The sequence below is a fragment of the Azospirillum sp. UENF 312511 genome (assembly GCF_058780635.1).
On sequence record NZ_JBSNCG010000003.1, the window covers coordinates 1,474,167 to 1,498,650 of the forward strand.

Sequence of the window (24,484 nt, forward strand, 5' to 3'; positions counted from 1 at the left end):
CAGCGCCGGACGCCAAGCGCGGCGACGCAGCAAAGTTCGTGTTTCACGTGAAACAGAGCGGCGCGGCGCCTTTGTCACGCCATCCTCGGCTCACTTGCCGATGCAGAAATCCCGGAAGATCACGTCCAGCAGGTCTTCGACATCGACCCGTCCGGTGATGCGGCCAAGGGCGCGGCTCGCCAGACGCACATCCTCGGCCATCAGCTCCGGCAGGGGGGCAGTCAAGGCGCGGCGCAGGGCATCCCGACACTCCTCCAAAGCCGAGCGGTGGCGGGCACGGGTGAGGGCTGGCGCACCGCTGCCGGCCAGCCGGTCGGCGGTAAACGCCGTCAAACGCCGCTCCAACTCCGGCAGGCCGGCACCGGTCCGGGCCGAGACCGCGACCGCCTCCCAACTGCCAACCGTCGGCACCGTGGCATCGACGACGTCCGTCTTGTTCAGGACCACCACCGTGTCCTTGTCGAGCAGGGCGACCGTCGCCGGGTCGAGCGTGGGCAGGGCGGTGGCGTCGAACACGGCGACCTTCACGTCGGCGCGGGCGGCGCGGTCGAGGGCGCGGCGAATGCCTTCCTCCTCGACCTCGTCGGCGGCCGCCTCGCGCAGGCCCGCCGTGTCGGCCAGCACCACCGGGTAGCCGCCGAGGTCGAGATGGACTTCGATCACGTCGCGGGTGGTGCCGGCGCGGGCCGAGACGATGGCGGCCTCGCGGCGGGCGAGGGCGTTCAGCAGGCTCGACTTGCCAGCGTTGGGCGCGCCGACGATGGCGATGTGCAGACCCTCGCGCAGCCGTTCCCCACGGCCGCGGTCGTCGAGATGGGCGTCGATCTCGGCGGCCAGGGCGTCCAGCACGGGACGCGCAGCGTCCGACACGCCGGAGGGCAGGTCCTCGTCGGGGAAGTCGATGTCGGCCTCGATGTGGGCGAGCGACCGGGTCAGCCGCTCGCGCCAGCCGTCGTAGAGTGTGCCGAGCGCGCCTTCCATCTGGCGCAGGGCCTGACGCCGCTGGGCGGAGGTCTCGGCATCCACGAGGTCGGCGACCGCCTCGGCCTCGGTGAGGTCGAGCTTGCCGTTCTCGAAGGCGCGGCGGGTGAACTCGCCAGGCTCGGCAACCCGTAGGCCGGGCAGAGCGGACAGCGCTTCCACCACGCCGGCCACCACAGCGCGCCCGCCATGCAGGTGCAGCTCGACCACGTCCTCGCCGGTAAAACTGCGGGGGGCGGTGAAGCGCAACACCAGGGCATCGTCCAGGGCCTCCCTGGTCTTGGGATCGCGCAGCCGGACGAGCGTGGCCATGCGGGGTTCGGGAAGCAGCTTGCCAGTCAGGGCGGCGAGCGCGTCGCCGGAAGCCGGGCCCGAAACGCGAACCACCGCCACACCGGCGCGGCCGGGGGCGGTGGCGAGGGCGAAGATGGTCGGGATCATCGTGCCAAATATCATCGTGCCGGTTCCGGAACGATCAGCCGACCTGTTCCGGCAGCAACTCTTTTTGTTCCGGCTTCAGCATGAGCCGCTCCACACGGCCACCGCCGATCACATGCGTCTCCAGGATCGCGTCGACGTCGGCGAAAGAGCGGTAGGTGTACCAGACGCCCTCCGGATAGACGACCAGCACCGGACCCAGCTCGCAACGGTCCAGGCAACCGGCGGCGTTGATCCGCACCCGGCCGTCCAGGCCCAACTCGCGGGCACGCGCCTTCATGTAGTCGCGGAGCTTTTCGGAACCCCGGGCGGCGCAGGAGCCGCGCTTGTGTCCATCGGGGCGGCGGTTGGTGCAGGAGAAAACATGGGCTTCGAAGTAGGGCTTCGGATCGGTCACTTGCGTCCATCCTGTCCCATGGCGGCGGCCATCTGGGACCAAAACATTTTCTGAAGCTGCTCCATGCCCTGAATTCCCGCCGGCAGCCACGTCTTCATCATCGTCTCGGGGTCCATGGCGAGCAGGGAGGCCTGCATCCGATCCTGGATCTCCTGCATCATGGCGTCCTGCATGGGCTTCACGTCGGGAAGGCCCAGGAAGTGGCGCGCCTCCTCGGGTGTGCAGTCGATGTCGATGGTGATCTTCATGGCCCCATTTCCTTGGAAGGCGCGCGGTGCGCGGGAAATTAAGGGTTGAGCGCCGCTTCGGCTCATGCCCCACTATACAGATAGGAAGCCCTGGCGCAACGGCACCGCCGCGCCAGTTTATTCCCAACCACGCCACAGACCGGAAACGCCTGCGATGCCCGCGAACCTGCTTGGCCGGGAGACCAGCCCCTACCTGCTCCAGCACAAGGACAACCCCGTCCATTGGATGGCCTGGGGTCGCGACGCCTTCGAACGGGCCAAGCGCGAGAACAAGCCGGTGCTGCTGTCGGTCGGCTACGCCGCCTGCCACTGGTGCCACGTGATGGCGCACGAGAGCTTCGAGAACCCAGAGATCGCCGGGCTGATGAACGAGCTGTTCGTCAACATCAAGGTGGACCGGGAGGAGCGGCCCGACGTCGACCAGATCTACCAGTCGGCCCTGGCGATGCTGGGGCAGCAGGGCGGCTGGCCGCTGACCATGTTCCTGACGCCGGAGGCCGAGCCCTTCTGGGGCGGCACCTACTTCCCGCCGGCCTCGCGCTACGGGCGGCCCGGCTTTCCCGACGTGCTGCGCGGCGTGGCGGAGACCTACCGCAACAAGCCGGAGAACGTGACCCGCAACGTTGCCGCGCTGAAGGACGCGCTGGGCAAGCTGGCCGAGAACCGGGCGGCGGGGGAGGTCGACCTCGCCATGCTCGACCAGATCGCCGACCGGCTGGTCCGCGAGGTCGATCCCTTCCACGGCGGCATCGGCCACGCCCCGAAATTCCCCCAGGTGCCGATCTTCACCTTGCTGTGGCGGGCCTGGCTGCGCACCGGCAAGGAGCCCTACCGCGAGGCGGTCACCAACACGCTGGCCCATATGAGCCAGGGCGGCATCTACGACCATCTGGGCGGCGGCTTCGCCCGCTACTCGGTGGACGAGATGTGGCTGGTGCCGCATTTCGAGAAGATGCTCTACGACAACGCCCAGCTCCTCGACCTGATGACGCTGGTCTGGCAGGCGGAGCGGGAGCCGCTGTTCGAGGCGCGCATCCGTGAAACGGTGGGCTGGGTGCTGCGCGAGATGATCGCCGAGGGCGGCGGCTTCGCAGCGACCCAGGACGCCGACAGCGAGGGCGAGGAGGGCCTGTTCTACATCTGGAACGAGGAGGAGATCGACCGGCTCCTCGGCCCCGGCGCGGAGGTCTTCAAGCGCGCCTACGGCGTCACGCCGCAGGGCAACTGGGAGGGGGCGACCATCCTCAACCGGCTGCACCGCATCGAGGCGCTGGACGCCGAGACCGAGGCGACGCTGGCCGAACAGCGGGCGGTCCTCTGGCGGGAACGCGAGAAGCGGATCAAGCCGGGCTGGGACGACAAGGTGCTGGCCGACTGGAACGGCCTGATGATCGCGGCCCTCGCCCAGGCCGGCATGGTCTTCGACGAGCCGGAGTGGATCGCGGCCGCGCAGCGCGCCTACGCCTTCGTCCGCGACCGCATGACCGAGGGCGGGCGTCTGCTGCACAGCTGGCGGGCCGGGCAGCTCAAGCACCGGGCGACGCTGGACGACTACGCCCACATGGCGCGCGCGGCGCTCGCCTTGCACGAGGCGACCGGCGACGCCGGCGCGCTGGAACAGGCGCGGGCCTGGGTGCGGGTGCTCGACGCGCATTTCTGGGACGCCCAGGCCGGTGGCTATTTCTACACGGCGGACGACGCGGACGACCTGATCGTCCGCACCAAATCGGCCGGCGACGCGGCGACGCCCAGCGGCAACGGCACCATGCTGGCCGTGCTGGCGACGCTGCACCACCGCACCGGCGAGGCCGCCTACCGGGAACGGGCGGACGCTTTGGCCGCCGCCTTCTCCGGTGAGCTGAGCCGCAATTTCTTCCCGCTGCCAACCTATCTGAACGCGGCGGAGCTTCTCCAGAAGGCGCAGCAGATCGTCATCGTCGGCGACCCGCAGGCGTCGGACACCGCGGCGCTGCGCCGGGCGGTGCTCGACCGGCCGCTTCCCGACCGCATCCTCAGCGTCCTGCCGCCGGGGACCGATCTGCCCACCGGGCACCCGGCGCACGGCAAGGGCATACAGGGCGGGGTGGCGACTGCCTATGTCTGCACCGGCATGACCTGCTCCCCCCCGGTGACCACGCCCGACGCGCTGGCCGCCGCTCTGACCCGGAGATGACTTCATGACGCAGACCCTCAAAAACCCGGCCACCGGCAGCCTGACCGTCGACAGCCCGCTGGGTCTGCTGACCCTGACCAGCGCCGCCGGCGCCATCGTGGCGCTCGACTGGGGCAGGCTGGGCGACGACCGGCCGGACCCTGTGCTGGAGGAGGCGGCGCGCCAGCTCCGCGACTATTTCGCCGGGACGCGGTTGGATTTCGACCTGCCGCTGTCCCACCGCGGGACGGCCTTCCGGCAGAAGGTCTGGGCGGCGATGCAGGCCATTCCCTACGGCGGCGTCCTGACCTACGGCGACGTCGCGCGGCTGCTGGACACGGCGCCGCGGGCCGTCGGCGGGGCCTGCGGGGCCAACCCGATCCCGGTCATCATCCCCTGCCACCGCATCGTCGGGGGCGGCGGGGCGCCCGGCGGCTATTCCGGCATGGGCGGCCTGCGGACCAAGGATTGGCTGCTCCGCCACGAGCGGCGGTACCGGGTGACAGCGGAACAGGCCGGCGATACGCTGGAGCTTCAGCTTCTATAAAAAGGGAAGGGACCAACCACCATGGTTCACGCGATCCGCATCCACGACTACGGCGGACCCGAAGCGCTGCGCTGGGACGAGATCGAGGTGGGCGACCCCGGCCCCGGTCAGGTGCGGCTGCGCCAGACCGCCGTCGGGCTGAACTACATCGACACCTACCATCGCTCCGGCGCCTACAAGCTGCCGCAGCTTCCCGCCATCATCGGGACCGAGGGCGCCGGCGTGGTCGAGGCCGTGGGGCCGGACGTGACGACGCTGAAGCCCGGCGACCGGGTCGGCTACGCGCCGCTGATCGGCGCCTACGCCGAATCCCGCCTCGCCCCCGCCGACCGGCTGATTCCGCTGCCGAGCTGGATCGAGGACCGGCAGGCCGCCGCCATGCTGCTCCAGGGCATGACCGCGCAGTTCCTCCTGCGCTCCACCTACGCGGTGCAGCCGGGCGACACCATCCTGGTCCAGGCCGCCGCGGGTGGCGTCGGCCAGATCCTCTGCCAGTGGGCGAAGCATCTGGGCGCCACCGTGATCGGCACGGTCAGCAGCGACGAGAAGGCGGAACTGGCCCGCGCTGCCGGCTGCGACCATCCCATCGTCTACACGCGCGAGAATTTCGTGAACCGCGTGAAGGACCTGACCGACGGACAGGGCGTGCCGGTGGTCTATGACGGCGTCGGCAAGACGACCTTCATGGACAGCCTGGACTGCCTGCGTCCCCGCGGCTTCATGGTGCTGTTCGGCGCGGCGTCCGGGCCGGTCCCGCCACTGGATCTCCAGGTGCTGGCAGCCAAAGGCTCGCTCTACGTCACGCGCCCGACCCTGTTCAGCTACGTTTCCAAGCGCGACGACCTGATGGCCAGCGCCGCCGACCTGTTCGAGGTGGTGCATACCGGCGGGGTGACCATCAACGTCGGCCAGGCCTTCGCGCTGCGCGACGCGGCCGAGGCCCACCGGGCGCTGGAGTCCCGCGCCACGACCGGGTCCACCGTGCTGCTGCCGTAAGGTTCAAAGCCCTCTCCCGGGACGGGAGAGGGAATGACAGCTCACTCGGCGGCCCAGAGCGGGTTCTTCAGCTTCTTGAGAAGCTCCGCATGGGCCGCCAGCTCCTCCTCGCTCGGGGCGTGGGCGCGCGGGGCGCGGTAGGGGCGGTCGATGCGGATCGCCGCGGGGCCGCCCGTTGCCGGGCCGGAGGCCAGCGCCAGACCGGCCTGCCGCCCGCCGCGCAGCTCCAGATACACCTCGGCCAGAAGCTGGGCGTCGAGAAGCGCGCCGTGGTAGGTGCGGCTGGAATTGTCGACGCCGAAGCGCTTGCAGAGCGCGTCCAGGGTGGCCGGCGCGCCGGGGAACCTCTGCCGCGCCATCAGCAGCGTGTCGATGGCCCGGTCCTTCGGCATCACCGGATAGCCGGCGATCCGCAGCTCCCAGTTCAGGAAGTGCATGTCGAAGGCCGCGTTGTGGATCACCAGCGGCGCGTCGCCGATGAAGGCCACGAACTCCGCCACCACGTCGTTGAACAGTGGCTTGTCCGACAGGAACTCCGTCGTCAGCCCGTGCACCGCCACGGCGTCCGGCGGCACGTCGCGCTCCGGGTTGACGTAGCAATGGAAGGTCTTGCCGGTGGCGACGTGGTTGTGCAGCTCGACGCAGCCGATTTCGATCAGCCGGTGCCCTTCCTCGGGCTTGAAGCCGGTCGTTTCCGTATCGAGGACGATCTCACGCATGAACCACCTGTCCGGGCTGGTATCCCCGCGGCGGCCATTGCCGTCCGCGGCGCCGCTTCACGTCGGCGAGGATGTTGCGCAGCGCCCGCCGCGTGGCCCGCCGCCCGTCGCCGGTGTTGACGACGTGGTCGGCGCGCCGCCGCTTCTCCGCGTCGGGCATCTGCCGGGCCAGAATAGCGGCGAACTTGTCCGGCGTCATGCCCGGCCGCGCCAGCACCCGTGACTTCTGCACCAGGAAGGGGGCGGTGACCACCACGCTGCGGTCCACCTTGCGCTCCCCGCCGGTTTCGAACAGCAGGGGAATGTCCAGCACCGCCACGTGCACACGGCGGCGCACCGCCTGCTTCAGGAAGCGCCTCTGTGCAGCCTGCACCGCCGGGTGGAGGATCGCCTCCAGCCGCTTCAGCGCCGCCGGGTTGCCGAAGACCGCGGCGCCCAGCGCCCGCCGGTCCACCGCACCATCCACCACGACGCCGGGAAAGGCCGCCGCGATGGCCGGCACCGCCGCGCCATGACGCCCCAGTAGGCCATGCACCACGGCGTCGCTGTCGCAGACCAGCGCGCCCATACGCTTCAGCATGCGCGCCGCCGTGCTCTTGCCCATGCCGATGGAGCCGGTCAGTCCCAAGACGATCATCGCGCGACCTCAGCCCTGGAGAACGGCGGCCTTCAGCCCCTCGGTCACCTCCGGTTCGCGGCCGAACCAAGCGGCGAAGCCAGGGCGGGCCTGGTGGAGCAGCATGCCGACGCCGTCCACCACGCGGTTGCCGCGGGCCTGCGCCGCGGCCAGCAGCGGGGTCATCAGGGGCGTGTAGACGATGTCGGTGACGACGGCCGAACCGGGCAGGGCGCGCAGGTCCAGCTCCAGCGGCGGCTGGCCCGCCATGCCCTGTGTCGTCGTGTTCACCACCAGCGCCACGCCTTCGAGAAGCGTTTCACGTGAAACCCAATCGGCGGTCTCGATGGCGCCTCCGATGTCGGCTGCCAGCTCGTCGGCCCGCGCCCGCGTGCGGTTGACCAGCCAAACCCGCGGCGCCCCTTCGTCGAGAAGCGAGGCGACGACGGCCCGCGCCGCGCCACCGGCCCCGATGACCAGCGCCGGACCGTCCGCAGCAGACCAGCCCGGTGCGCCGCTCCTCAGGTTCTCGATGAAGCCGAAGCCGTCGGTGTTGCGGCCCTCCAGAGACCCGTCCTCCCCCACCACGATGGTGTTGACGGCGCCCATCCGCTTGGCGGTGGCGTCCAGCCGATCGACCGTGCGGTAGGCGGCCTCCTTGTGCGGCACCGTGACGTTGCAGCCGCGGAAGCCGAGCGCGGGCAGGGCACGCATGGCCTGCTCGATGCGGTCGGGCGGCACGGCCAGCGGCACATAGGCGCCGTCGATGCCATACTGCTCCAGCCAATAGCCGTGCAGCCGGGGCGAGCGCGAATGGCCGATCGGCCAGCCCATCACACCGGCCAGCCTCGCCTTGCCGCTGATCGTCATTCCGCAATCACCCCATGCACCCGCAGGAACCCGAGCAGCGGCAGCAGCGGCAGCCCGAGGATCGTGAAGAAGTCGCCGTCCACCCGGTGGAAGAGCTGCGCGCCCAAGCCTTCCAGGTGATAGGCGCCGACCGACCCCAACACGTCGTCGCCCGCCGCGTTCAGGTAGGAGTCGAGGAAGGCGTCGCTGAAGGGGCGCATGGTCAGGCGGGCGCGGTCCACATGGTGCCACAGCCGCTCGCCGTCGCGGATCACCACGGCGCAGCTCACCAGCCGGTGCATCTTGCCGCGCAGATCCTGCAGTTGGACCCGGGCGGCGTCACGGTCGGCCGGCTTGTCGAACCAGCGGCCCTCGCACTCCAGCATCTGGTCGGCGCCGATCACCAGGGCGCCGGGATGCTTGCGGGTGACGCGTTGCGCCTTCAGCTCGGCCAGCGTCTCGGCCACATCCTCGACCGGGGCGCCCTCGGCACGGGCGGCCAGCTTGATCTCCTCCTCGTCCACCGCGGCGGGGGCAAGCGTGACGCGCACCCCGGCGCGCTCCAGCATCTCCGCCCGCGTGCGGGAGCCGGAGGCGAGGACGACCGTGGGAACCGCTGCGCTCACGTGATCGATCCTTCGGGCGGAAGGCCGGGCAGGCCGCCGGTCTGACGGCGGGCGAGCAGCATCATGATTTCCGCCGCCGTCTCCTCGATGGAGCGGCGCGACACATCGATCACCGGCCAGCCGCGGCGGGTGAACATGCGCCGCGCGTCGGTGACCTCGGCGCGCACCACCTCGGGATCGACGTAGGTCGAGGACTCGTTCTGGTTCAGCAGCTTCAGCCGGTTGCGGCGGATCTGCACCAGACGGTCCGGGTCCTTGGTCAGGCCAACGACCAGCGGCCGGGTCAGCTTCTCGATCTCCGGCGGCATCGGGCAACCGGGAACGATCGGGATGTTCGCCGCCTTGATGCCGCGGTTCGCCAGATAGATGCAGGTCGGCGTCTTCGACGTGCGCGACACCCCCATCAGGATCACGTCGGCCTCGTGCAGGTCCCAGCTCGACTGGCCGTCGTCGTGCGCCAGCGCGAAGTCCATCGCGTCCATGCGCCCGAAATACTCGGCGTCCAAAGCGTGCTGGCGGCCGGGCTGGCGCTGCGATTCCACGCCGAGGAAGGCGGCCAGCGCGTTGATCAGCGGGTCGAGCACCGGGATGCAGGGAACCTGCACCTCGCGGCAGAAGTCCTGGAGGCGGCGGCGCAGCTTCTCGTCGACCAGCGTGAACATGACGAGGCCGCGATTCTCCTGGACGCCCTCCAGAACCATGTCGAGCTGACGCTCGGTCCGCACGAGATTCCAGAAATGCTCGACCGGGCGAACATCGTCGAACTGGATGACGCAGGCGCGGGCGACGCTGTTGATCGTCTCGCCGGTCGCGTCCGACACAAGATGCAGGTGGAACTGTCTCATCCGTCCCCAACGTGTTGTGGAGAACCCGTCCGAATCTGTGGACAACGGGGATCTCCTGGATTCTGTCCCTCCGGGCGGGACTCGTCGCCCCCGCTGGCGCCCCCTTCGGGACAATCCGCGCGCCCTCTCCGGAACATGGGTACAATGACTCCCGCGGACCATGTTATCCACGGGATTCCCAGGCTTCCCGATATAGCATTTCCGCCGTTTCCGGCGAAAGCGTCCGGAGTCGTCCACAGAATCCGATTTTCGTCCACAGCACACCGTCCGGCCTGTGGACGATTCTGCGCAAAGCGGGGATTCCCGTTTTCCACAGGCATCCACCACCCCTTCTTCCTTTCTCTCTTTAAAAAGAATACTGAGTAGAGGGGAGACAACCCGCAGACCCGATTCACTTACAGGGGAACGATCCGCCGTGTCCGAGGCCGTGTCCAAGATTGCCAAGCCGATGCTCGCCGCCCTCGCCGGCGAGGTGCGTCCCCGCCCGCCCTTCTGGCTCATGCGCCAAGCCGGCCGTTACCTGCCGGAATATCGGGAATTGCGCGCCAAGGCCGGCAGCTTCCTGGACATGTGCTACAACCCCGACCATGCGGTGGAGGTGACCCTGCAGCCGCTGCGCCGCTATGACATGGACGCGGCGATTCTGTTCTCCGACATCCTGGTGGTGCCGCACGCCCTGGGCCAGCCGTTGGCCTTCCTGGAGGGCGAGGGGCCGAAGCTGGACCCTGTGAGAAGCGTGGAAGACCTCAAGCGCCTGTCGCGCGACCGCTTCCACGAGCGGCTGGAACCGATCTACGAGACCGTCCGCCGTCTCTCCAGCGCGATTCCGGCGCACACCACGCTGATCGGCTTCGCCGGAGCGCCCTGGACTATTGCCTGCTACATGGTCGAGGGGGCCGGGTCCAAGGAGTACGCGCACGTCAAGCGCTGGGCCTACGGCGATCCCGCCGGGTTCGGCGCGCTGATGGATCTGCTGGTCGAGGTGACCGCCGATTACCTGTGCACCCAGATCGAGGCCGGGGCCGAGGTCGTGCAGCTGTTCGACAGCTGGGCGGGTGTTCTGCCGGCTGGGGAATTCCGCCGCTGGGTGATCGAGCCGACGCGGCGGATCGTGGATCTCATCAAGGCGCGCCACCCCGCGATTCCGGTCATCGGTTTCCCGCGCGGTGCGGGCCTCTCCTATGAGGAGTACGTGGTGGGCAGTGGGGTGGATGCGGTCGGGCTCGACACCACCGTCCCGGTGGCTTGGGCGGCCGGGAATCTGCAATCCAGATTGCCGGTGCAGGGCAACCTCGACCCGATCATGCTCGCCGCCGGTGGCGATGCCCTGCGCACCGCCGCGTCGGAGATTCTGGAGACGCTCGCCGGCAAGCCCTTCGTCTTCAACCTGGGCCATGGGGTGATCCAGACCACGCCGCCGGACCACGTCGCCGAGCTGGCCCGTCTGATCAAGGACTGGCCGAACCGCGGCTGAGGCACCGGACGGTAAAAAAGCGCGCAACGGGAAGGGAAGGGGATTCCAGTGCTTTATCTCTGGGTCAAGGCTCTGCACGTCATCAGCATCATCGCCTGGATGGCCGGGCTTCTCTATCTGCCGCGGCTGTTCGTCTATCATTGCGAGACGGCGCCGGGCTCCGAATCCTCGGAGCGGTTCAAGGTGATGGAGCGCCGCCTGCTGCGCGCCATCATGAATCCGGCGATGGGCGCCGCTTATCTGTTCGGAATCGCGATGATCGTGATGGAGCCGGCCTGGATGAAGCAGGGCTGGCTGCACGCCAAGCTGCTGTTCGTCCTGGCGCTCACCGGCACGCACATGATGATGGCGCGCTGGCGCAAGGACTTCGAGGCGGACCGCAACACCCGCCCGCAGCGCTTCTTCCGCATGTGGAACGAGGCGCCGACCCTGCTGATGATCGGCATCGTCATCTTCGTGATCGTTAAGCCGTTCTGAGGGGACGGGGCGGCGGTCAGCCCCGCCGTCCCATCACCCGGCGGGTGACCGCCTTCTCCGCCTCCACCGCCAGGAAGATCGCCAGACCGGCCGCCGTCATGGCCACCCACTGGGTCCAGTCCACCGCCGCCGTGCCGAACAGGCTCTGCAGGGGCGGGGCGTAGGTGAAGGCGAGCTGGAAGACCAGCATCAGCCCGATGGAGATCCACACCGGGCGGCTGCCGAACAGCCCCCGCCGGTTCATCACCGAGGCGGTGATCGCCCGGGCGTTCAGCAGGAAGAAGATCTCCCCCATCACCAGCGCGTTGACGGCCATGGTGCGGGCAACCGGCGTCGGGTCGCCGTGGCCCTCGTGCAGCAGGAAGAAACCGAAGCTGGTGGCGACCAGGAGCGCCATCACCAGCACCATGCGCCCGATCAGGAAGCCGGGCAGGATCGGTTCGTCCTGCGGGCGGGGCGGGCGCTTCATCACCGCGGCCTCCGGCGGCTCGAAGGCCAGCGCCAGGCCCAACGTCACCGCGGTCACCATGTTGACCCACAGAATCTGGACCGGGGTGATCGGCAGCGTGTAGCCGGCCAGCACGGCGACCAGGATCACCAGCGCCTGGGCGCCGTTGGTCGGCAGCATGAACAGGATCGTCTTGCGCAGATTGTCGTAGACGGTCCGCCCTTCCTCCACGGCGTGGGCGATGGAGGCGAAGTTGTCGTCGGCCAGCACCATGCTGGCGGCTTCCTTCGCGGCTTCCGTGCCCTTGCAGCCCATGGCGACGCCGACGTCGGCGCGCTTCAGGGCGGGCGCGTCGTTCACCCCGTCTCCGGTCATCGCAACCGTGTAGCCCGCCGTCTGGAGCGCGCGGACGAGGCGCAGCTTGTGCTCCGGCGTGGTGCGGGCGAAGACGTCGGCGTCGCGTGCCACGGCGACCAGCGCCGCGTCGTCCAGCCGGTCCAACTCGGTGCCCGACACCGCGTCGCCCGACAGGTTGAATTGCCGCCCGATGGCCTGGGCGGTGCCGGCGTGGTCACCGGTGATCATCTTCACCCGGATTCCCGCCGCCTGGCACTCGGCCACCGCCGCCACCGCCTCCTCGCGCGCCGGATCGATGAAGCCGCACAGGCCGAGCAGGATCAGCCCCTCCTGCACGTCGTCCATGTCCAGCATGGTCTGGCCGGGCAAAGCGGGGCGGGCGGCGAGCGCCAGGACGCGCTGGCCGCGCGCCGCCAGCTCCTCCACCCGCGCCAGCCAGTGGGCCACGTCCAGCGGCGCGCTGCCGCCGTCGGCGGCCCGTACGTGCGCGCACATGGACAGCACGCGCTCCGGCGCCCCCTTGACGTACAGCAGCCCGTGCCCCTCATGGTCGTGGTGCAGGGTGGCCATGTACTTGTGTTCGGATTCGAAGGGGATGACGTCCGTACGTGGGCGATGGACGGCCTCCTCCCTTGGATCCAGTCCGGCCTTCATGCCCAGCGCCAGCAGGGCGCCGTCGGTCGGGTCGCCGGCCACCGTCCAGCCCTCCTCGCCCCGCTGAAGCTCTGCGTCGTTGCACAGCAGGGCGGCGCGGGCCAGCTCGGTCAGGACGGGATCGGCGGCGGGGTCCAGGGCCTTGCCGTCGCGGCGGAACTCGCCCTCGGGGCGGTAGCCGGTGCCGGTCACCGCGCAATCGCCCGCCGCGGTCACCACGGTCTGCACGACCAACTCGTTGCGGGTCAGCGTGCCGGTCTTGTCGGAGCAGATGATCCCGACCGAACCCAGCGTCTCCACCGCCGGCAGGCGGCGGATGATGGCATTGCGACGGGCCATGCGGGTGACGCCGATGGCCAGCGTGATCGTCATCACCGCCGGCAGCCCTTCCGGAATCGCCGCCACCGCCAGACCGACCGCGGCCATGACCATCTCCGGCCACGGCTCCCCCTGGACCAGCGAACCGTAGAGGAAGGTCAGCGCGGTCAGCGCCAGGATGCCGATGGTCAGCCAGCGCCCGAAGACGGCCATCTGGGCGAGCAGCGGCGTGGTCAGCTCCTCCACGCTCGCCAGGAGCGTGCCGATGCGGCCCAGCTCCGTCCGGTCCCCCGTGGCCACCACGACGCCGGTGGCCTGTCCCTGGGCCACCAGCGTGCCGGAATAGGCCATGCCGCCGCGCTCCGCCAGGGGAGCGTCCGCCGCCACGGCGTCGGCGCTCTTGGCGACCGGCACGGATTCCCCGGTCAGCGCCGCCTCCTGCACGCGCAGGCCCTTGACGCGGACCAGCCGCAGGTCCGCCGGAACCTTGTCGCCCGAGGCCAGCAGGACGCGGTCGCCGGGCACCAGCTCCTCCGCTGGAACGGTGACCTGATGGCCGCCGCGCAGAACCACCGCCTGCGGCGACAGCATGCTGCGGATGGCGTCCAGCGCCTGCTCTGCCTTGCCTTCCTGGACATAGCCGATGGCGGCGTTGATCAGCACGACGCCGGCGATCACCGCGGCGTCTACGAACTCGCCGAGCAAGACCGTGACGACTCCCGCGCCGATCAGCACGTAGATCAGCAGATTGTCGAACTGCGCCAGGAAGCGCATCAGCGCCGACCGGCGGGGCGGCGGGGTCAGCCGGTTGGGGCCGTACCGCCGCCGGCGCTCCGCCGCCTTATCGGGCGTCAGCCCGTCGTCGGGGCTGTCCAGCGCGGCCAAGGCCTGGTCCGGGGGCTGGGCGTGCCAGGGCAGGGGGTCGGTGGAAGCTTCGGGAGCAACGATGGTTCCGGGTTCGGAACGGTCATGCGGGCTCATGATGTCAATCTAACCGTTTCTGTCCTGCCAAACCGCTTCTGTCCTAAACGCCCAGGTCGTGGCCCGGTGGCCTGGATAACAGGGGATGCGGCATCGTGACCCGGACGAAGACGCGCAAGAATCCACTCCGTTTCCAAGAATTCGCTTTCATTTGACTTGCAGACGGCGTTCCGCTAACCATCTTTCCCACCACGGGGCGGCAAGCCTCGCGGGCACCCATCCCACATCCGCCGTTCCGTCCCTCCCCAACGATCTGGGCGCGACGTCCGACAGGCATTCCCAGCCTTCAGCGCCGTTCGACGCTCAACCGACGCACCCTGCGCCGGCCCGGGACCTCTGGCACTCCCCCTCGCATGACCGATTCCCTTAAGGCACCCCCATGCATCTCCAAGAGCTGAAGTGCAAGAGCCCCGCCGAACTGCTGGCGTTCGCGGAGGAACTGCAGATCGAGAACGCCAGCACGCTGCGCAAGCAGGACATGATGTTCGCCATCCTCAAGCAGTTGGCGGAAAACGATGTTCCGATCTACGGCGACGGCGTGCTCGAGGTTCTTCAGGACGGCTTCGGATTCCTGCGCTCGCCGGAGGCCAACTATCTTCCCGGCCCCGACGACATCTACGTCAGCCCCAGCCAGGTGCGCCGATTCAGCCTGCGCACCGGCGACACGGTCGAGGGGCAGATCCGCGCGCCCAAGGACGGCGAGCGCTACTTCGCCCTTCTCAAGGTCAACACGATCAACTTCGATGCGCCGGACAAGGTCCGCCACCGCATCAACTTCGACAACCTGACCCCGCTCTACCCGGAAGAGCGGCTGCGCATGGAAGTCGACGACCCGACCAAGAAGAACTACACCGGCCGCATCATCGACCTCGTGGCGCCGCTGGGCAAGGGCCAGCGCGGGCTGATCGTCGCCCCGCCACGCACGGGCAAGACCGTGATGCTGCAGAACATCGCCCATTCCATCGCGACGAACCACCCGGAAGCCTATCTGATCGTCCTGCTGATCGACGAGCGTCCGGAAGAGGTGACCGACATGGCCCGCTCCGTGCGGGGCGAGGTCATCAGCTCCACCTTCGACGAGCCGGCGACGCGTCACGTCCAGGTCGCCGAGATGGTCATCGAGAAGGCTAAGCGGCTGGTCGAGCACAAGCGCGACGTGGTCATCCTGCTGGACTCCATCACCCGTCTGGCCCGCGCCTACAACACCGTCGTTCCCTCCTCGGGCAAGGTGCTGACCGGCGGCGTCGACGCCAACGCGCTGCAGCGCCCGAAGCGCTTCTTCGGTGCGGCCCGCAACATCGAGGAGGGTGGCTCGCTGACTATCATCGCGACCGCGCTGATCGACACCGGCAGCCGCATGGACGAGGTGATCTTCGAAGAGTTCAAGGGCACCGGCAACTCGGAGATCGTGCTGGACCGCAAGCTCTCCGACAAGCGCACCTTCCCGGCCATCGACATCTCCAAGTCGGGCACCCGCAAGGAGGAGCTGCTGGTCGACAAGGGCACCATCTCCAAGATGTGGATCCTGCGCCGCATCCTGATGCCGATGGGCGTGACCGACGCGGTGGACTTCCTGGTCGACAAGCTGAAGCACACCAAGTCGAACTCGGAATTCTTCGAGTCCATGAACCAATAGTTCGGAACCGCGCCTCCCCCGTCCGATCGAAGGGCGGGGGAGGGCACGAAAAAGGCGGGAGGCCCCGGTGGAGCCTCCCGCCTTTTTGTTTGTCCGAAACCGATGGCCCGGATCAGAACGCTGCCGTCACAACCGCCGTATCAGAACGGCGACTGCGGCGCCTCTTCGGCCTGGGTCTGCTGGCCGGCGGTCTGGCGGCGGTACAGGTCGACGAAGTCGATCGGATTGATCATCAGCGGCGGGAAGCCGCCGTCCTGGGTGCAGCCGGCCACGATGGCGCGGGCGAACGGGAACAGCATCCGCGGCGCCTCGATCAGCAGCACCGGGCGGTGATGCTCCTGCGGCAGGCCCGGAAGCTGGAACAGGCCGCCATAGGCGACCTCGACCAGGAAGGCGGTCGCCTCGGCCTGCTTGGCCTCGCAATGCAGCTTCAGCACGACCTCGTAGACGTCCTCGCCCATTGGCTGAACCTGCACGTCCACGCCGATGTTGACCTGCGGCTGCGGCTGGCCGGGCAGCAGGCTCTGCGGCGCGTTGGGGTTCTCGAAGGACAGGTCCTTCACATACTGCGCCAGCACATGCATCGGCAGCGACGAGGCGGCTTCCTGATCTTGACCGTTGATCTGCTGATCGGACATGGACAACTCCTGGCCGCGGGGCGGCATCACGATGGAAAGGTCTTCAAGACCCGCTGGCTAGCACGGAACCGCGGGCTCCACAAAGTGAAACCGGTGCGTTTCACCCGCGGTCGTTGCGGTGGGGCGAACCGGGCGGCGCCCAGCGGGAGTCACCGAGCTTCGGCATGTCGTCCGGCCCGTCGCGGTCCGCCGGACCGGCATTTCCCGGACGGCCGCCGTCGGGGTCGACCTCCTGGTAATCGACGTCGATCACCCCCGGCGGCGGGCGGTTGCCCGGCCCACCATGGGGGCCGTTCGGATCGCCGGCGCTCCAACTCCGATTGCCCGTCTGACCGCCCATGCGGCCGTGCATCTGGAAGGAGGCGGCGCCCTTCATACGGTCGAACAGCCAGCGGCCCAGAGCGTTGCGGACCGGGCGCACGAACAGAAGGATTCCGACGAAGTCCGTGAGGAAGCCGGGGATGATCAGCAGCAGGCCGGCGACGACGACGCAGAATCCCTCGAACACCGCGCCGACCGGGCTCTCGCCGCGCTCCGCCGCCTGCTGCGCGCGCTTCAGCACGGACAGGCCCTGCCAGCGGATCAGGACGGACCCGAGGATGGCGGACAGGATGACCAGCCCGACCGTCGGGCCGGCGCCGATCCAGTCGCCGACCTCGATGAAGGTTGCGATTTCCGCGATCGGCAGCAGAAGGAACAACAGCAACAGTGGATTCATGGCCGTCCTTGCTCTTTCAACCCCAAGGGCCTATCTACACCAGGGTACGCACCCGATCTTTGGTTGGAAGAACAGCTCCGGCACGGGTCATCGGGTGGAATCCTCGGCGGAGAGAGCGAGCAGGGACTTGGTCCCGGCACCGTTCCGGTACACTTAATGCTCACCCGCCGGAGGGTCCAGTAGTGGATCAAGCGGGGCCGGTGATTTCGGGGCCGGCCTTCAGTCACCCGGAAGGATGGATGATGGGAGATGGGTTTGTGTTCGTCGAGATCCTGATCTTCGCGATGATCGCGGCGTTTCTCGTGTACCGGCTGCGCAGCGTGCTCGGCCGCCGCACCGGTGAGGAACGCCAGCGGCCGAACCCCTTCACGGCCCGCCCCAACAACCAGCCGGACAACGTGGTGGCGATGCCCAACCGCGAGCGGCCCGTGCCGAACGCCGCGCCGTCGCCCGACGAGCCGGTGTCGCTGGCCACCGCGCTGGAACAGATCAAGGCCGCCGACCCCAGCTTCGACGAGAAGTATTTCCTTCAGGGTGCCCGCGGCGCCTTCCAGATGATCGTGGAGGCCTTCGCCAAGGGCGACACGGCCACGCTGCGCCCCCTGCTGTCGGACGAGGTCTACGATAACTTCGCCCGGGCGGTGCGTGAGCGCCAAGCGGCCGGCGAGACGCTGGAGACCCGCATCGAGACGATCACCGACGCCGACGTGGTGGAGGCCCGCATGGACGGCCGCACCGCCCTGGTCACCGTGAAGTTCGTCTCGGAGCAGATGAACGTCGTGCGCAACAGCGCCGGTGCCGTGGTGGACGGCGATCCGAACAGCGTGGTCGAGGCCGTGGACGTCTGGACCTTCGCCCGCAACACGCGCGCCGGCGACCCGAACTGGGCGCTCGTCGAAACCCGCACCCCCCAATGACCGATCGGTTCTGATGCTCTCTCATCCGGTTGTTCGTCTCAGCGCCGCGGCAGTCCTTGCCGCGGCGTTTCTCATTGGCTGCGAGCGGAAGGAGGAGGAGGCCAAGGCGCCGCCTCCTCCGCCGCCCGAGAAGCTGGTCCTCACCCCCGTCGCCTTCACGGCGCTGCCCGGCTGGAGCGCCGACCGCGTGGCGGAGGCCGTCCCGGCCTTCCAGCGTTCCTGCGCGAAGGTCAAGGCGCTGGCCGCCGACCGCTCCATCGGCCCGGACGGGGTCGGCGGCAAGGCGGCCGACTGGCAGGGCCCCTGCGCCGAGCTGGCCAAGCTGCCACCCGGCGACGACATGGCGGCCCGCGCCTATTTCGAGACGTGGTTCACCCCCTACGCCGCGGCCAACAACGCCGAGCGGCGCGGCCTCTTCACCGGCTATTACGAGGTCGAGCTGAAGGGCAGCCGGACGCCGGACCCGGCCTTTCCGGTGCCGCTCTACAAGCGTCCCGCCGATCTGGTGATGGTCGACCTCGGCGAGTTCGCCGACCGCTGGAGGGGTGAGCGCATCGCCGGGCGCGTCACCGCCGGCCGGCTGAAGCCCTTCGAGGACCGCGCTGCCATCGAGGCCGGGGCGCTCAGCGGCAAGGGGCTGGAGCTGATCTGGCTGCAGGACCCCATCGCCACCTTCTTCCTGCACATCCAGGGGTCGGGCCGGGTCAGCTTCCCCGACGGGACGGAGACGCGCGTCGGCTACGCCGCCCAGAACGGCCACAAATACGTCGCCATCGGGCGGGAGCTGATCGACCGCGGCGCCCTGAAGCGCGAGGAGGTGTCGCTCCAGACCATCCGCGCCTGGCTGCAGGCTAACCCCGGCGAGGCGGCGGCGCTGATGAACAAGAACCCTTCCTACGTCTTCTTCCAGGAGCTGAAGGGGGAGGGGCCGAACGGCGCCCAGAACGTCGCGCTGACGCCGGGGCGCAGCCTCGCCGTCGATTCCAAGTTCCTGCCCTACGGCGTGCCGGTCTGGCTGGACGCTGAGGACCCGCTGGACGCCCAGACGCGGCTGCGCCGCCTGCTGATCGCCCAGGACACCGGCGGGGCCATCCGCGGCCCGGTCCGCGGCGACGTCTTCTGGGGCCACGGTCCGGAGGCGGAGGCGAAGGCCGGCGTGATGAAGAGCGCCGGGGAGTATTACGTCCTGCTGCCGAAGACCGTCGCCCCGGCGAGCTGACCACCGCCTCTTTCCCCCGCCGAGGAACCGAAGCGCAGCGGCTTCGGTTGTGTCAACCATCGCCGATCCTGGTCGTTCTGGCCAACGGCGGCTTTGGTTGACACACGGGGGAGGGGGCCATGACCCCGCTGCAACGGCAAATCGACAGGCTCAACGAAATCGAAGGGCTGGCGAGGCTCGGCTACGCCGCGCGCGGCCTCGTTTATCTGATCGTCGGCTGGTTCGCCGTCACGGCGGCCTATGGCAGCAACCGGCCGACCGACACCAAGGGCGCGCTGATCGAACTGTTCCAGAACCCCTTCGGCTCGGTCCTGCTGGCGCTGACCGCGCTCGGTCTGGCCGGATACGCGCTGTGGCGGGTCATGCAGGCGGTGCTGGACGTCGACCATGTCGGAACCTCGCCCAAAGGGCTGGTGGTCCGCGCCGGTTTCATCGTCGCCGGGGTGATCCACGCCGGTCTGGCGGTCTTCGCCATCAAGCTCCTGGCCGGGCGCGGCGGAGGCAGCGGCGATGGCGAGGCCGCGGCGCATGACTGGACGGCGTGGCTGCTCACCAAGCCGATGGGCCGCGTCCTGGTCGCCGCGGTCGGGGTCGCCATCATCGGCGCAGCCATCGCCCACGCCGTCAAGGCCTACAAGGCCAGCTTCCGCCGTGAGCTGGACGCCGATCCGAACACCATGAAGGTGATCTGCCCGATCGGCCGCTTCGGCTTCGCCGCCAAGGGTCTGGTCTTCGCGGTGGTCGGCAGCTTCTTCATGGTCGCGGCGTGGCAGTCGGACTCGTCGGAGTCCGGCGGGCTGCTCAAGGCGCTGCAGTTCCTCCAGCAGCAGCCCTACGGCCCCTGGCTGCTCGGGGTGGTGGCCGCCGGGCTGTTCGCCTTCGGCGCCTTCAGCGTCGTCCAGGCCGTCTACTGCCGCATTGACGGCGAAGCGGCGGAGCGGCAGATCCGCGCCATGGTGTGAGCGCGGCACGGGACCGAAAGAAAAGGGCGCCGAGGGTTTCCCCGGCGCCCTTTCCATTCGAGACAATGTTTCACGTGGATCGCCACGCCGAGGCTCACCCTTTGGTGATCACCCCTTGGTAATCATCGGGCCCAGGCGGCGGCCGGCGAAGACGTGGATGTGCAGGTGCGGAACCTCCTGGTTCGCGTCCTCGCCGCAGTTGGACAGGATGCGGTAACCGGGCTCGGCGGCTCCGGCGCCGCGCGCCACCTCGCCGACCGCGCGGAACAGGCCGGCGATCTCAGCCTCCGTCGCGCGGGCGCTGAAATCGTCCATGTCGACGTAGGCGCCCTTCGGGATCACCAGGATGTGCGTCGGGGCCTGCGGGTTGATGTCGTGGAAGGCCAGCGCGTGCTCGGTCTCCAGAACCTTCTTGCACGGGATTTCGCCGCGCAGGATGCGGGCGAAGACGTTGTTCGGATCGTAGGTCTTGGCCATCGCGTCGTTTCCCCTTCCGCCTTTATCGATTCAAGCCTTGCGCGCGTTCTTCTCAGCGATGCCGCTGGTGCCCTCGCGCTGGGCCAGCTTCTCCCACACCGCGGCGGGCTCCAGCCCGGCGTCGGCCCACAGCACCATCAGGTGATAGAGCAGGTCCGCCGATTCCGAGGCCACCGCCGCCTTGTCGCCACGCACCGCCTCGATGACCGTCTCCACCGCCTCCTCGCCGACCTTCTGGGCGATCTTGGCGGTGCCGCGGTGGAACAGCTTGGCGGTATAGGAGGTCTCCGGATCGGCGCCCTTGCGCGCCTGGACGGTGGCGTAGAGCCGGTCCAGCACCGCGGCGGTGGCGGCCGCCTTATCGTCAGACATGAGCGGCCTCCGCCGTGGAAGACACTGGCCGCGCCGGGCGCACCGGGATGCCGGCGTCGGCGAGCGCCGCCTTGGCCTGCCCGATGGTGTAGGTGCCGAAATGGAAGATGGAGGCCGCCAGCACCGCCGTGGCGTGGCCCTCGCGGATGCCCTCCACCAGATGGTCCAGCGTGCCGACGCCGCCCGAGGCGATAACCGGGATGCGCAGGCCATCGGCCACCTTGCGGGTCAAAGCGAGGTCGAAGCCGCTCTTGGTGCCGTCGCGGTCCATCGAGGTCAGCAGGATCTCGCCGGCGCCGTAGGACTCCATGCGCTTGGCCCACTCGATGGCGTCGATGCCCGTGGCCTTGCGCCCGCCGTGGGTGAAGATCTCCCAGCGGCCCGGCTCGACCTGCTTGGCGTCGATGGCGACGACGATGCACTGCGCGCCGAACTTTTCCGCCGCCTCTTGCACGAACTCCGGACGGTGGATGGCCGCGGTGTTGATCGACACCTTGTCGGCGCCGGCCAGCAGCAGCTTGCGGATGTCCTCGACCGTGCGCACGCCGCCGCCGACGGTCAGCGGCATGAACACCTGCTCGGCGGTGCGGCGCACCACGTCGTAGATGGTGTCGCGGTTCTCGTGGCTGGCCGTGATGTCGAGGAAGGTCAGCTCGTCCGCCCCCTCCCGGTCATAGACGCGGGCCTGCTCCACGGGGTCGCCGGCGTCGATCAGGTCGACGAAGTTGACCCCCTTGACGACCCGCCCGTCCTTGACGTCCAGGCAGGGGATGACGCGCATCTTGAGCATCAGCCGGCCTTTCCGGTGACGGGAGCGGGGGAGAGCAGGTCCAAGGCCGTCTTCGGGTCGATGCGCCCGTCGTAGAGCGCACGGCCGCAGATGACGCCCTCGATGCCGGTGTCCTCCTCCTTCTTCAACGCAATCAGATCGTCGATGGAGGAGACGCCGCCCGACGCGATCACCGGGGTGGTCAGGTGGAAGGCGAGGTCGGAGGTCGCCTCGACGTTCACGCCGCCCATGGCGCCGTCGCGGTTGATGTCGGTGTAGATGATGGCGGCCACGCCGCTGTCCTCGAACTTCAGCGCCAGATCCAGCGCCTTGATGGTCGAGGTCTCGGCCCAGCCGGCGACGGCCACGTAACCCTCGCGCGCGTCGATGCCCACGGCGACCTTGCCGGGGAACTCCCGGCAGGCTTCACGGACCAGCTCCGGCTCGCGCAGGGCAACGGTGCCGAGGATGACCCGGCTGACGCCCTTCTCAAGCCAGTGGGCGATGGTCTTCAGGTCGCGGATGCCGCCGCCCAGCTGCACCGGAATAGTCACGGCGCCCAGGATGCTCTCGACCGCCTTGCCGTTGACCGGCTTGCCCTCGAAGGCACCGTTCAGATCGACCAGATGCAGCCATTCGAAGCCCTGGCTTTCGAACAGGCGGGCTTGGTCGGCGGGTTCGGTGTTGAAGACGGTCGCCTGGCTCATCTCGCCGCGCAGCAGCCGAACGCAGGCACCGTCTTTGAGGTCGATGGCGGGATAGATGATCATCGCGGTGTCTCGTCCTATGGCGTGTCGTGGAGCGTGTCGGGGGTGAGGTCTTTCACATAGAAATGTCCGGCCAGCCTTTTGCCGTCCACCAGCGCATAGAAGGGATGCGTGCCCCAGCGGCGGAAGCCGAGGTCCTCGTAGAGCGCGATGGCCGCGGTCTGCGTCTCGCGCACGTCGAGGTTCAGCACGCGGAAGCCGGACGCCCGCGCCTCCTCCTCGACCGCCACGGTCAGGCGGCGGGCGAGGCCATGGCCGCGCGCCCAGGGGGCGACGAAGCTGGTGGTCAGGGTGGCGGCGTGGGCCTGCGCCTCGTTGTTGCGGGCCGGCTTCACCAGCTGGGCGGAGCCGGCGATGACGCCGTCCAGCCGGCCGACGAACAGGATGCGCTCCGGCACCACCAGAACGCCCTTCCAGTAGCGTTCCATGATCTCGCGGGCGGGCGGCGCGACCCAGCCGAAGCCGCCGCCGGCCTTTACGGCGTCGTCGGCGGCGTCGCACAGGTCGTGCAGGTCGCCGGTCTTCAGTGCGTCGATGCGCTCGACCGTGACGTCGGTCATCGTCAGACCCGCCAGGTCAGGAAGTTGGCGACCAGGGCGAGCCCGGTCTCCTGGCTCTTTTCCGGGTGGAACTGGGTGCCGACCAGATTGTCCCGCCCAACCACCGCGGCGAAGGCGCCGCCGTAATCGGCGCTGGCGATCACGTCCTCCGGCCGCTCCACGGCGAAGCGGTAGGAGTGGACGAAATACGCGTGCGCCCGCTCCGGCAGGCCGGCCAGCACCGGATGCTCCCGGCGGATGTCCAGCTCGTTCCACCCCATGTGCGGGATCTTCAGGGTGGGGTCGGCGGGCTCCAGCTTCACCACCTCGCCCTTGATCCAGCCCAGCCCCTCGGTCACGCCGTACTCGCGCCCGCGCTCCGCCATCAGCTGCATGCCAACGCAGATGCCCAGGAAGGGGCGGCCCTTGCCGTGCACCACCTCGTCCAGCGCGTCGAGCATGCCAGGAACCTCCGACAGGCCGCGCTTGCAGTCGGCGAAGGCGCCCACGCCCGGCAGGACGATGCGGTCGGCCTTGCGCACGGCGTCGGCGTCGGAGGTCACCAGGACCTGGAAGGAGGCGTGGCACCCCGCCGCCGCGCGCTCCAGTGCCTTGGCGGCGGAACGCAGGTTGCCGGAGCCGTAATCGATCAGCGCAACGGTTTCCATGAAACGAGGACCTTGTGACAGAGCGCCGGCCTTGTCGAAGCCGCCGGTTTTTTTAGAGGGAGCCGCCCAGCGTCCCCTTGGTGGAGGGCACGGCGTCGCGCTTGCGCGGGTCGATTTCGATCCCGGCCCGCAGCGCGCGGGCAAGCGCCTTGTAGCAGCTTTCCACGATGTGGTGGTTGTTCTCGCCATAGAGGCATTCGACGTGCAGCGTCACGCCCGCGGCCATGGCGAAGGCCTGGAACCACTCGCGGAACAGCTCGGTGTCCATGTCGCCGATCTTGTCGCGGCTGAAGGACACTTTCCAGATCAGGTAGGGCCGGTTGGAGAAGTCCAGCGCGACGCGGGTCAGCGTCTCGTCCATCGGGATATAGGCGTGGCCGTAGCGCTGGATGCCCTTGCGGTCGCCGAGCGCCTTCGCCACCGCCATGCCGATGGCGATGCCGCTGTCCTCGGTCGTGTGGTGGGCGTCGATGTGCAGATCGCCCTCCGCCGCCACCGACAGGTCCATCAGGCTGTGGCGCGACAGCTGCTCCAGCATGTGGTCGAGGAAGCCGACGCCGGTCTTCACGTCATAGACGCCGGTGCCGTCCAGATTCACGGCGACCCGGATCCGGGTTTCGGTGGTGTTCCGCTCGATCGAGGCGCGGCGGACGCCATTGGCAAGGCTCTGGTCCATGAG

Annotated in this window: 27 protein-coding genes; 9 read left to right on the forward strand and 18 right to left on the reverse strand. The window is 69.0% G+C overall.

The window, feature by feature from the left end:
* Positions 1-90: 90 nt before the first annotated feature.
* The 3 genes from mnmE to ACWPN7_RS18295 are packed head-to-tail and all read right to left on the reverse strand — an operon-like array spanning position 91 to position 2,064.
* Positions 91-1,422: a tRNA uridine-5-carboxymethylaminomethyl(34) synthesis GTPase MnmE gene (gene mnmE / locus ACWPN7_RS18285; protein ID WP_459196139.1), complete on the reverse strand. Its 1,332-nt coding sequence runs from the start codon at positions 1,420-1,422 to the stop codon at positions 91-93.
* Positions 1,423-1,456: 34 nt separating this feature from the next.
* A complete protein-coding gene (locus ACWPN7_RS18290) occupies positions 1,457-1,816 on the reverse strand; it encodes a (2Fe-2S) ferredoxin domain-containing protein (RefSeq protein WP_014238934.1) in 360 nt (119 codons plus the stop codon).
* The gene (locus ACWPN7_RS18295) at positions 1,813-2,064 is read right to left on the reverse strand and encodes a DUF6489 family protein (protein ID WP_014238933.1); all 252 of its coding nucleotides are present in this window, start codon (positions 2,062-2,064) and stop codon (positions 1,813-1,815) included. The genes ACWPN7_RS18290 and ACWPN7_RS18295 overlap by 4 nt, the downstream gene beginning before the upstream one ends.
* A gap of 154 nt (positions 2,065-2,218) precedes the next feature.
* Here ACWPN7_RS18295 and ACWPN7_RS18300 point away from each other — a divergent pair, with 154 nt between their 5' ends.
* From ACWPN7_RS18300 to ACWPN7_RS18310, 3 genes are read left to right on the forward strand one after another with little or no spacing between them, the layout of a single operon-like run.
* The gene (locus ACWPN7_RS18300) at positions 2,219-4,237 is read left to right on the forward strand and encodes a thioredoxin domain-containing protein (RefSeq protein WP_459196138.1); all 2,019 of its coding nucleotides are present in this window, start codon (positions 2,219-2,221) and stop codon (positions 4,235-4,237) included.
* 4 nt (positions 4,238-4,241) lie between these two features.
* Complete coding sequence (locus ACWPN7_RS18305) at positions 4,242-4,763, forward strand: methylated-DNA--[protein]-cysteine S-methyltransferase (RefSeq protein ID WP_459196137.1); 522 nt, start codon at positions 4,242-4,244, stop codon at positions 4,761-4,763.
* A 21-nt stretch (positions 4,764-4,784) separates the two neighbouring features.
* Positions 4,785-5,759 (forward strand): quinone oxidoreductase family protein, encoded by a 975-nt coding sequence (locus ACWPN7_RS18310; protein WP_038530204.1) that lies wholly within the window; start codon positions 4,785-4,787, stop codon positions 5,757-5,759.
* 41 nt (positions 5,760-5,800) lie between these two features.
* On the opposite strand, the gene dnaQ is transcribed toward ACWPN7_RS18310, so the two are convergent.
* From dnaQ to ACWPN7_RS18335, 5 genes are read right to left on the reverse strand one after another with little or no spacing between them, the layout of a single operon-like run.
* Entirely contained in the window at positions 5,801-6,478 is a 678-nt protein-coding gene (gene dnaQ, locus ACWPN7_RS18315) for a DNA polymerase III subunit epsilon (RefSeq protein WP_456521798.1), read from the reverse strand.
* A complete protein-coding gene (gene coaE / locus ACWPN7_RS18320; protein WP_456521797.1) occupies positions 6,471-7,115 on the reverse strand; it encodes a dephospho-CoA kinase in 645 nt (214 codons plus the stop codon). The genes dnaQ and coaE overlap by 8 nt, the downstream gene beginning before the upstream one ends.
* Before the next feature lie 9 nt (positions 7,116-7,124).
* Positions 7,125-7,964: a shikimate dehydrogenase gene (locus tag ACWPN7_RS18325; protein ID WP_038530210.1), complete on the reverse strand. Its 840-nt coding sequence runs from the start codon at positions 7,962-7,964 to the stop codon at positions 7,125-7,127.
* Entirely contained in the window at positions 7,961-8,569 is a 609-nt protein-coding gene (locus ACWPN7_RS18330; RefSeq protein ID WP_459196136.1) for a Maf family protein, read from the reverse strand. Before ACWPN7_RS18330 ends, ACWPN7_RS18325 begins: the two co-directional genes overlap by 4 nt.
* Positions 8,566-9,414 carry a pyruvate, water dikinase regulatory protein gene (locus ACWPN7_RS18335; protein WP_038530215.1) on the reverse strand — a complete coding sequence of 283 codons (849 nt, stop codon included), beginning with the start codon at positions 9,412-9,414 and terminating at the stop codon, positions 8,566-8,568. Before ACWPN7_RS18335 ends, ACWPN7_RS18330 begins: the two co-directional genes overlap by 4 nt.
* A 448-nt stretch (positions 9,415-9,862) precedes the next feature.
* Here ACWPN7_RS18335 and hemE point away from each other — a divergent pair, with 448 nt between their 5' ends.
* Both hemE and hemJ read left to right on the forward strand, forming a co-directional pair.
* A complete protein-coding gene (gene hemE, locus ACWPN7_RS18340) occupies positions 9,863-10,888 on the forward strand; it encodes a uroporphyrinogen decarboxylase (RefSeq protein WP_459196182.1) in 1,026 nt (341 codons plus the stop codon).
* A gap of 48 nt (positions 10,889-10,936) precedes the next feature.
* Positions 10,937-11,365, forward strand: a complete 429-nt coding sequence (hemJ, locus tag ACWPN7_RS18345; protein ID WP_038530217.1) for a protoporphyrinogen oxidase HemJ — start codon at positions 10,937-10,939, stop codon at positions 11,363-11,365.
* A 16-nt stretch (positions 11,366-11,381) separates the two neighbouring features.
* Here the strand turns inward: hemJ and ACWPN7_RS18350 are convergent, their stop codons facing one another.
* Positions 11,382-14,123 carry a cation-transporting P-type ATPase gene (locus ACWPN7_RS18350; protein WP_459196135.1) on the reverse strand — a complete coding sequence of 914 codons (2,742 nt, stop codon included), beginning with the start codon at positions 14,121-14,123 and terminating at the stop codon, positions 11,382-11,384.
* A gap of 379 nt (positions 14,124-14,502) precedes the next feature.
* Here ACWPN7_RS18350 and rho point away from each other — a divergent pair, with 379 nt between their 5' ends.
* The gene (gene rho, locus ACWPN7_RS18355; RefSeq protein ID WP_014238917.1) at positions 14,503-15,759 is read left to right on the forward strand and encodes a transcription termination factor Rho; all 1,257 of its coding nucleotides are present in this window, start codon (positions 14,503-14,505) and stop codon (positions 15,757-15,759) included.
* Positions 15,760-15,899: 140 nt separating this feature from the next.
* Here the strand turns inward: rho and secB are convergent, their stop codons facing one another.
* Together secB and ACWPN7_RS18365 are read right to left on the reverse strand one after the other, a co-directional pair.
* On the reverse strand, positions 15,900-16,397 hold the full coding sequence (gene secB, locus ACWPN7_RS18360) for a protein-export chaperone SecB (RefSeq protein ID WP_459196134.1): 498 nt from the start codon (positions 16,395-16,397) through the stop codon (positions 15,900-15,902).
* Between the two features lie 100 nt (positions 16,398-16,497).
* Positions 16,498-17,115 (reverse strand): FxsA family protein, encoded by a 618-nt coding sequence (locus ACWPN7_RS18365; protein ID WP_051658030.1) that lies wholly within the window; start codon positions 17,113-17,115, stop codon positions 16,498-16,500.
* A 242-nt stretch (positions 17,116-17,357) separates the two neighbouring features.
* On the opposite strand from ACWPN7_RS18365, the gene ACWPN7_RS18370 reads away from it, so the two are divergent.
* From ACWPN7_RS18370 to ACWPN7_RS18380, 3 genes are all read left to right on the forward strand, one after another.
* Positions 17,358-18,032 (forward strand): Tim44/TimA family putative adaptor protein, encoded by a 675-nt coding sequence (locus ACWPN7_RS18370; RefSeq protein WP_038531572.1) that lies wholly within the window; start codon positions 17,358-17,360, stop codon positions 18,030-18,032.
* A gap of 13 nt (positions 18,033-18,045) precedes the next feature.
* Entirely contained in the window at positions 18,046-19,251 is a 1,206-nt protein-coding gene (gene mltA / locus ACWPN7_RS18375) for a murein transglycosylase A (RefSeq protein ID WP_459196133.1), read from the forward strand.
* A 119-nt stretch (positions 19,252-19,370) separates the two neighbouring features.
* Positions 19,371-20,213, forward strand: a complete 843-nt coding sequence (locus ACWPN7_RS18380; protein ID WP_051658031.1) for a DUF1206 domain-containing protein — start codon at positions 19,371-19,373, stop codon at positions 20,211-20,213.
* A 108-nt stretch (positions 20,214-20,321) separates the two neighbouring features.
* Here the strand turns inward: ACWPN7_RS18380 and ACWPN7_RS18385 are convergent, their stop codons facing one another.
* Genes ACWPN7_RS18385 through hisB form a run of 7 tightly spaced genes read right to left on the reverse strand, consistent with a single transcriptional unit; the run spans position 20,322 to position 24,481 of the window.
* A complete protein-coding gene (locus ACWPN7_RS18385; protein ID WP_014238910.1) occupies positions 20,322-20,690 on the reverse strand; it encodes a histidine triad nucleotide-binding protein in 369 nt (122 codons plus the stop codon).
* Positions 20,691-20,720: 30 nt separating this feature from the next.
* A complete protein-coding gene (locus ACWPN7_RS18390) occupies positions 20,721-21,062 on the reverse strand; it encodes a phosphoribosyl-ATP diphosphatase (RefSeq protein ID WP_038530223.1) in 342 nt (113 codons plus the stop codon).
* A complete protein-coding gene (gene hisF / locus ACWPN7_RS18395) occupies positions 21,055-21,852 on the reverse strand; it encodes an imidazole glycerol phosphate synthase subunit HisF (protein ID WP_014238908.1) in 798 nt (265 codons plus the stop codon). The genes ACWPN7_RS18390 and hisF overlap by 8 nt, the downstream gene beginning before the upstream one ends.
* Positions 21,852-22,601, reverse strand: a complete 750-nt coding sequence (hisA, locus tag ACWPN7_RS18400) for a 1-(5-phosphoribosyl)-5-[(5-phosphoribosylamino)methylideneamino]imidazole-4-carboxamide isomerase (protein ID WP_038530226.1) — start codon at positions 22,599-22,601, stop codon at positions 21,852-21,854. Before hisA ends, hisF begins: the two co-directional genes overlap by 1 nt.
* Before the next feature lie 14 nt (positions 22,602-22,615).
* Complete coding sequence (locus tag ACWPN7_RS18405; RefSeq protein WP_038530228.1) at positions 22,616-23,158, reverse strand: GNAT family N-acetyltransferase; 543 nt, start codon at positions 23,156-23,158, stop codon at positions 22,616-22,618.
* Between the two features lie 2 nt (positions 23,159-23,160).
* Positions 23,161-23,805, reverse strand: a complete 645-nt coding sequence (hisH, locus tag ACWPN7_RS18410; RefSeq protein WP_103039967.1) for an imidazole glycerol phosphate synthase subunit HisH — start codon at positions 23,803-23,805, stop codon at positions 23,161-23,163.
* A 52-nt stretch (positions 23,806-23,857) separates the two neighbouring features.
* Positions 23,858-24,481, reverse strand: a complete 624-nt coding sequence (gene hisB / locus ACWPN7_RS18415; protein WP_145623151.1) for an imidazoleglycerol-phosphate dehydratase HisB — start codon at positions 24,479-24,481, stop codon at positions 23,858-23,860.
* Positions 24,482-24,484 lie beyond the last annotated feature (3 nt).

Bases quoted from the DNA above. Each gene is read 5' to 3' on its own strand.
- ACWPN7_RS18390 (WP_038530223.1), bottom strand. From the start codon at position 21,062: ATGTCTGACGATAAGGCGGCCGCCACCGCCGCGGTGCTGGACCGGCTC.
- mnmE (WP_459196139.1), bottom strand. From the start codon at position 1,422: ATGATCCCGACCATCTTCGCCCTCGCCACCGCCCCCGGCCGCGCCGGT.
- ACWPN7_RS18380 (WP_051658031.1), top strand. From the start codon at position 19,371: ATGACCCCGCTGCAACGGCAAATCGACAGGCTCAACGAAATCGAAGGG.
- secB (WP_459196134.1), bottom strand. From the start codon at position 16,397: ATGTCCGATCAGCAGATCAACGGTCAAGATCAGGAAGCCGCCTCGTCG.
- ACWPN7_RS18305 (WP_459196137.1), top strand. From the start codon at position 4,242: ATGACGCAGACCCTCAAAAACCCGGCCACCGGCAGCCTGACCGTCGAC.
- ACWPN7_RS18310 (WP_038530204.1), top strand. From the start codon at position 4,785: ATGGTTCACGCGATCCGCATCCACGACTACGGCGGACCCGAAGCGCTG.
- mltA (WP_459196133.1), top strand. From the start codon at position 18,046: ATGCTCTCTCATCCGGTTGTTCGTCTCAGCGCCGCGGCAGTCCTTGCC.
- ACWPN7_RS18325 (WP_038530210.1), bottom strand. From the start codon at position 7,964: ATGACGATCAGCGGCAAGGCGAGGCTGGCCGGTGTGATGGGCTGGCCG.
- hisH (WP_103039967.1), bottom strand. From the start codon at position 23,805: ATGGAAACCGTTGCGCTGATCGATTACGGCTCCGGCAACCTGCGTTCC.
- ACWPN7_RS18300 (WP_459196138.1), top strand. From the start codon at position 2,219: ATGCCCGCGAACCTGCTTGGCCGGGAGACCAGCCCCTACCTGCTCCAG.
- hisB (WP_145623151.1), bottom strand. From the start codon at position 24,481: ATGGACCAGAGCCTTGCCAATGGCGTCCGCCGCGCCTCGATCGAGCGG.
- hisF (WP_014238908.1), bottom strand. From the start codon at position 21,852: ATGCTCAAGATGCGCGTCATCCCCTGCCTGGACGTCAAGGACGGGCGG.
- rho (WP_014238917.1), top strand. From the start codon at position 14,503: ATGCATCTCCAAGAGCTGAAGTGCAAGAGCCCCGCCGAACTGCTGGCG.
- ACWPN7_RS18295 (WP_014238933.1), bottom strand. From the start codon at position 2,064: ATGAAGATCACCATCGACATCGACTGCACACCCGAGGAGGCGCGCCAC.
- ACWPN7_RS18365 (WP_051658030.1), bottom strand. From the start codon at position 17,115: ATGAATCCACTGTTGCTGTTGTTCCTTCTGCTGCCGATCGCGGAAATC.
- ACWPN7_RS18335 (WP_038530215.1), bottom strand. From the start codon at position 9,414: ATGAGACAGTTCCACCTGCATCTTGTGTCGGACGCGACCGGCGAGACG.
- coaE (WP_456521797.1), bottom strand. From the start codon at position 7,115: ATGATCGTCTTGGGACTGACCGGCTCCATCGGCATGGGCAAGAGCACG.
- ACWPN7_RS18350 (WP_459196135.1), bottom strand. From the start codon at position 14,123: ATGAGCCCGCATGACCGTTCCGAACCCGGAACCATCGTTGCTCCCGAA.
- dnaQ (WP_456521798.1), bottom strand. From the start codon at position 6,478: ATGCGTGAGATCGTCCTCGATACGGAAACGACCGGCTTCAAGCCCGAG.
- ACWPN7_RS18370 (WP_038531572.1), top strand. From the start codon at position 17,358: ATGGGAGATGGGTTTGTGTTCGTCGAGATCCTGATCTTCGCGATGATC.
- ACWPN7_RS18405 (WP_038530228.1), bottom strand. From the start codon at position 23,158: ATGACCGACGTCACGGTCGAGCGCATCGACGCACTGAAGACCGGCGAC.
- hemE (WP_459196182.1), top strand. From the start codon at position 9,863: ATGCTCGCCGCCCTCGCCGGCGAGGTGCGTCCCCGCCCGCCCTTCTGG.
- ACWPN7_RS18385 (WP_014238910.1), bottom strand. From the start codon at position 20,690: ATGGCCAAGACCTACGATCCGAACAACGTCTTCGCCCGCATCCTGCGC.
- hisA (WP_038530226.1), bottom strand. From the start codon at position 22,601: ATGATCATCTATCCCGCCATCGACCTCAAAGACGGTGCCTGCGTTCGG.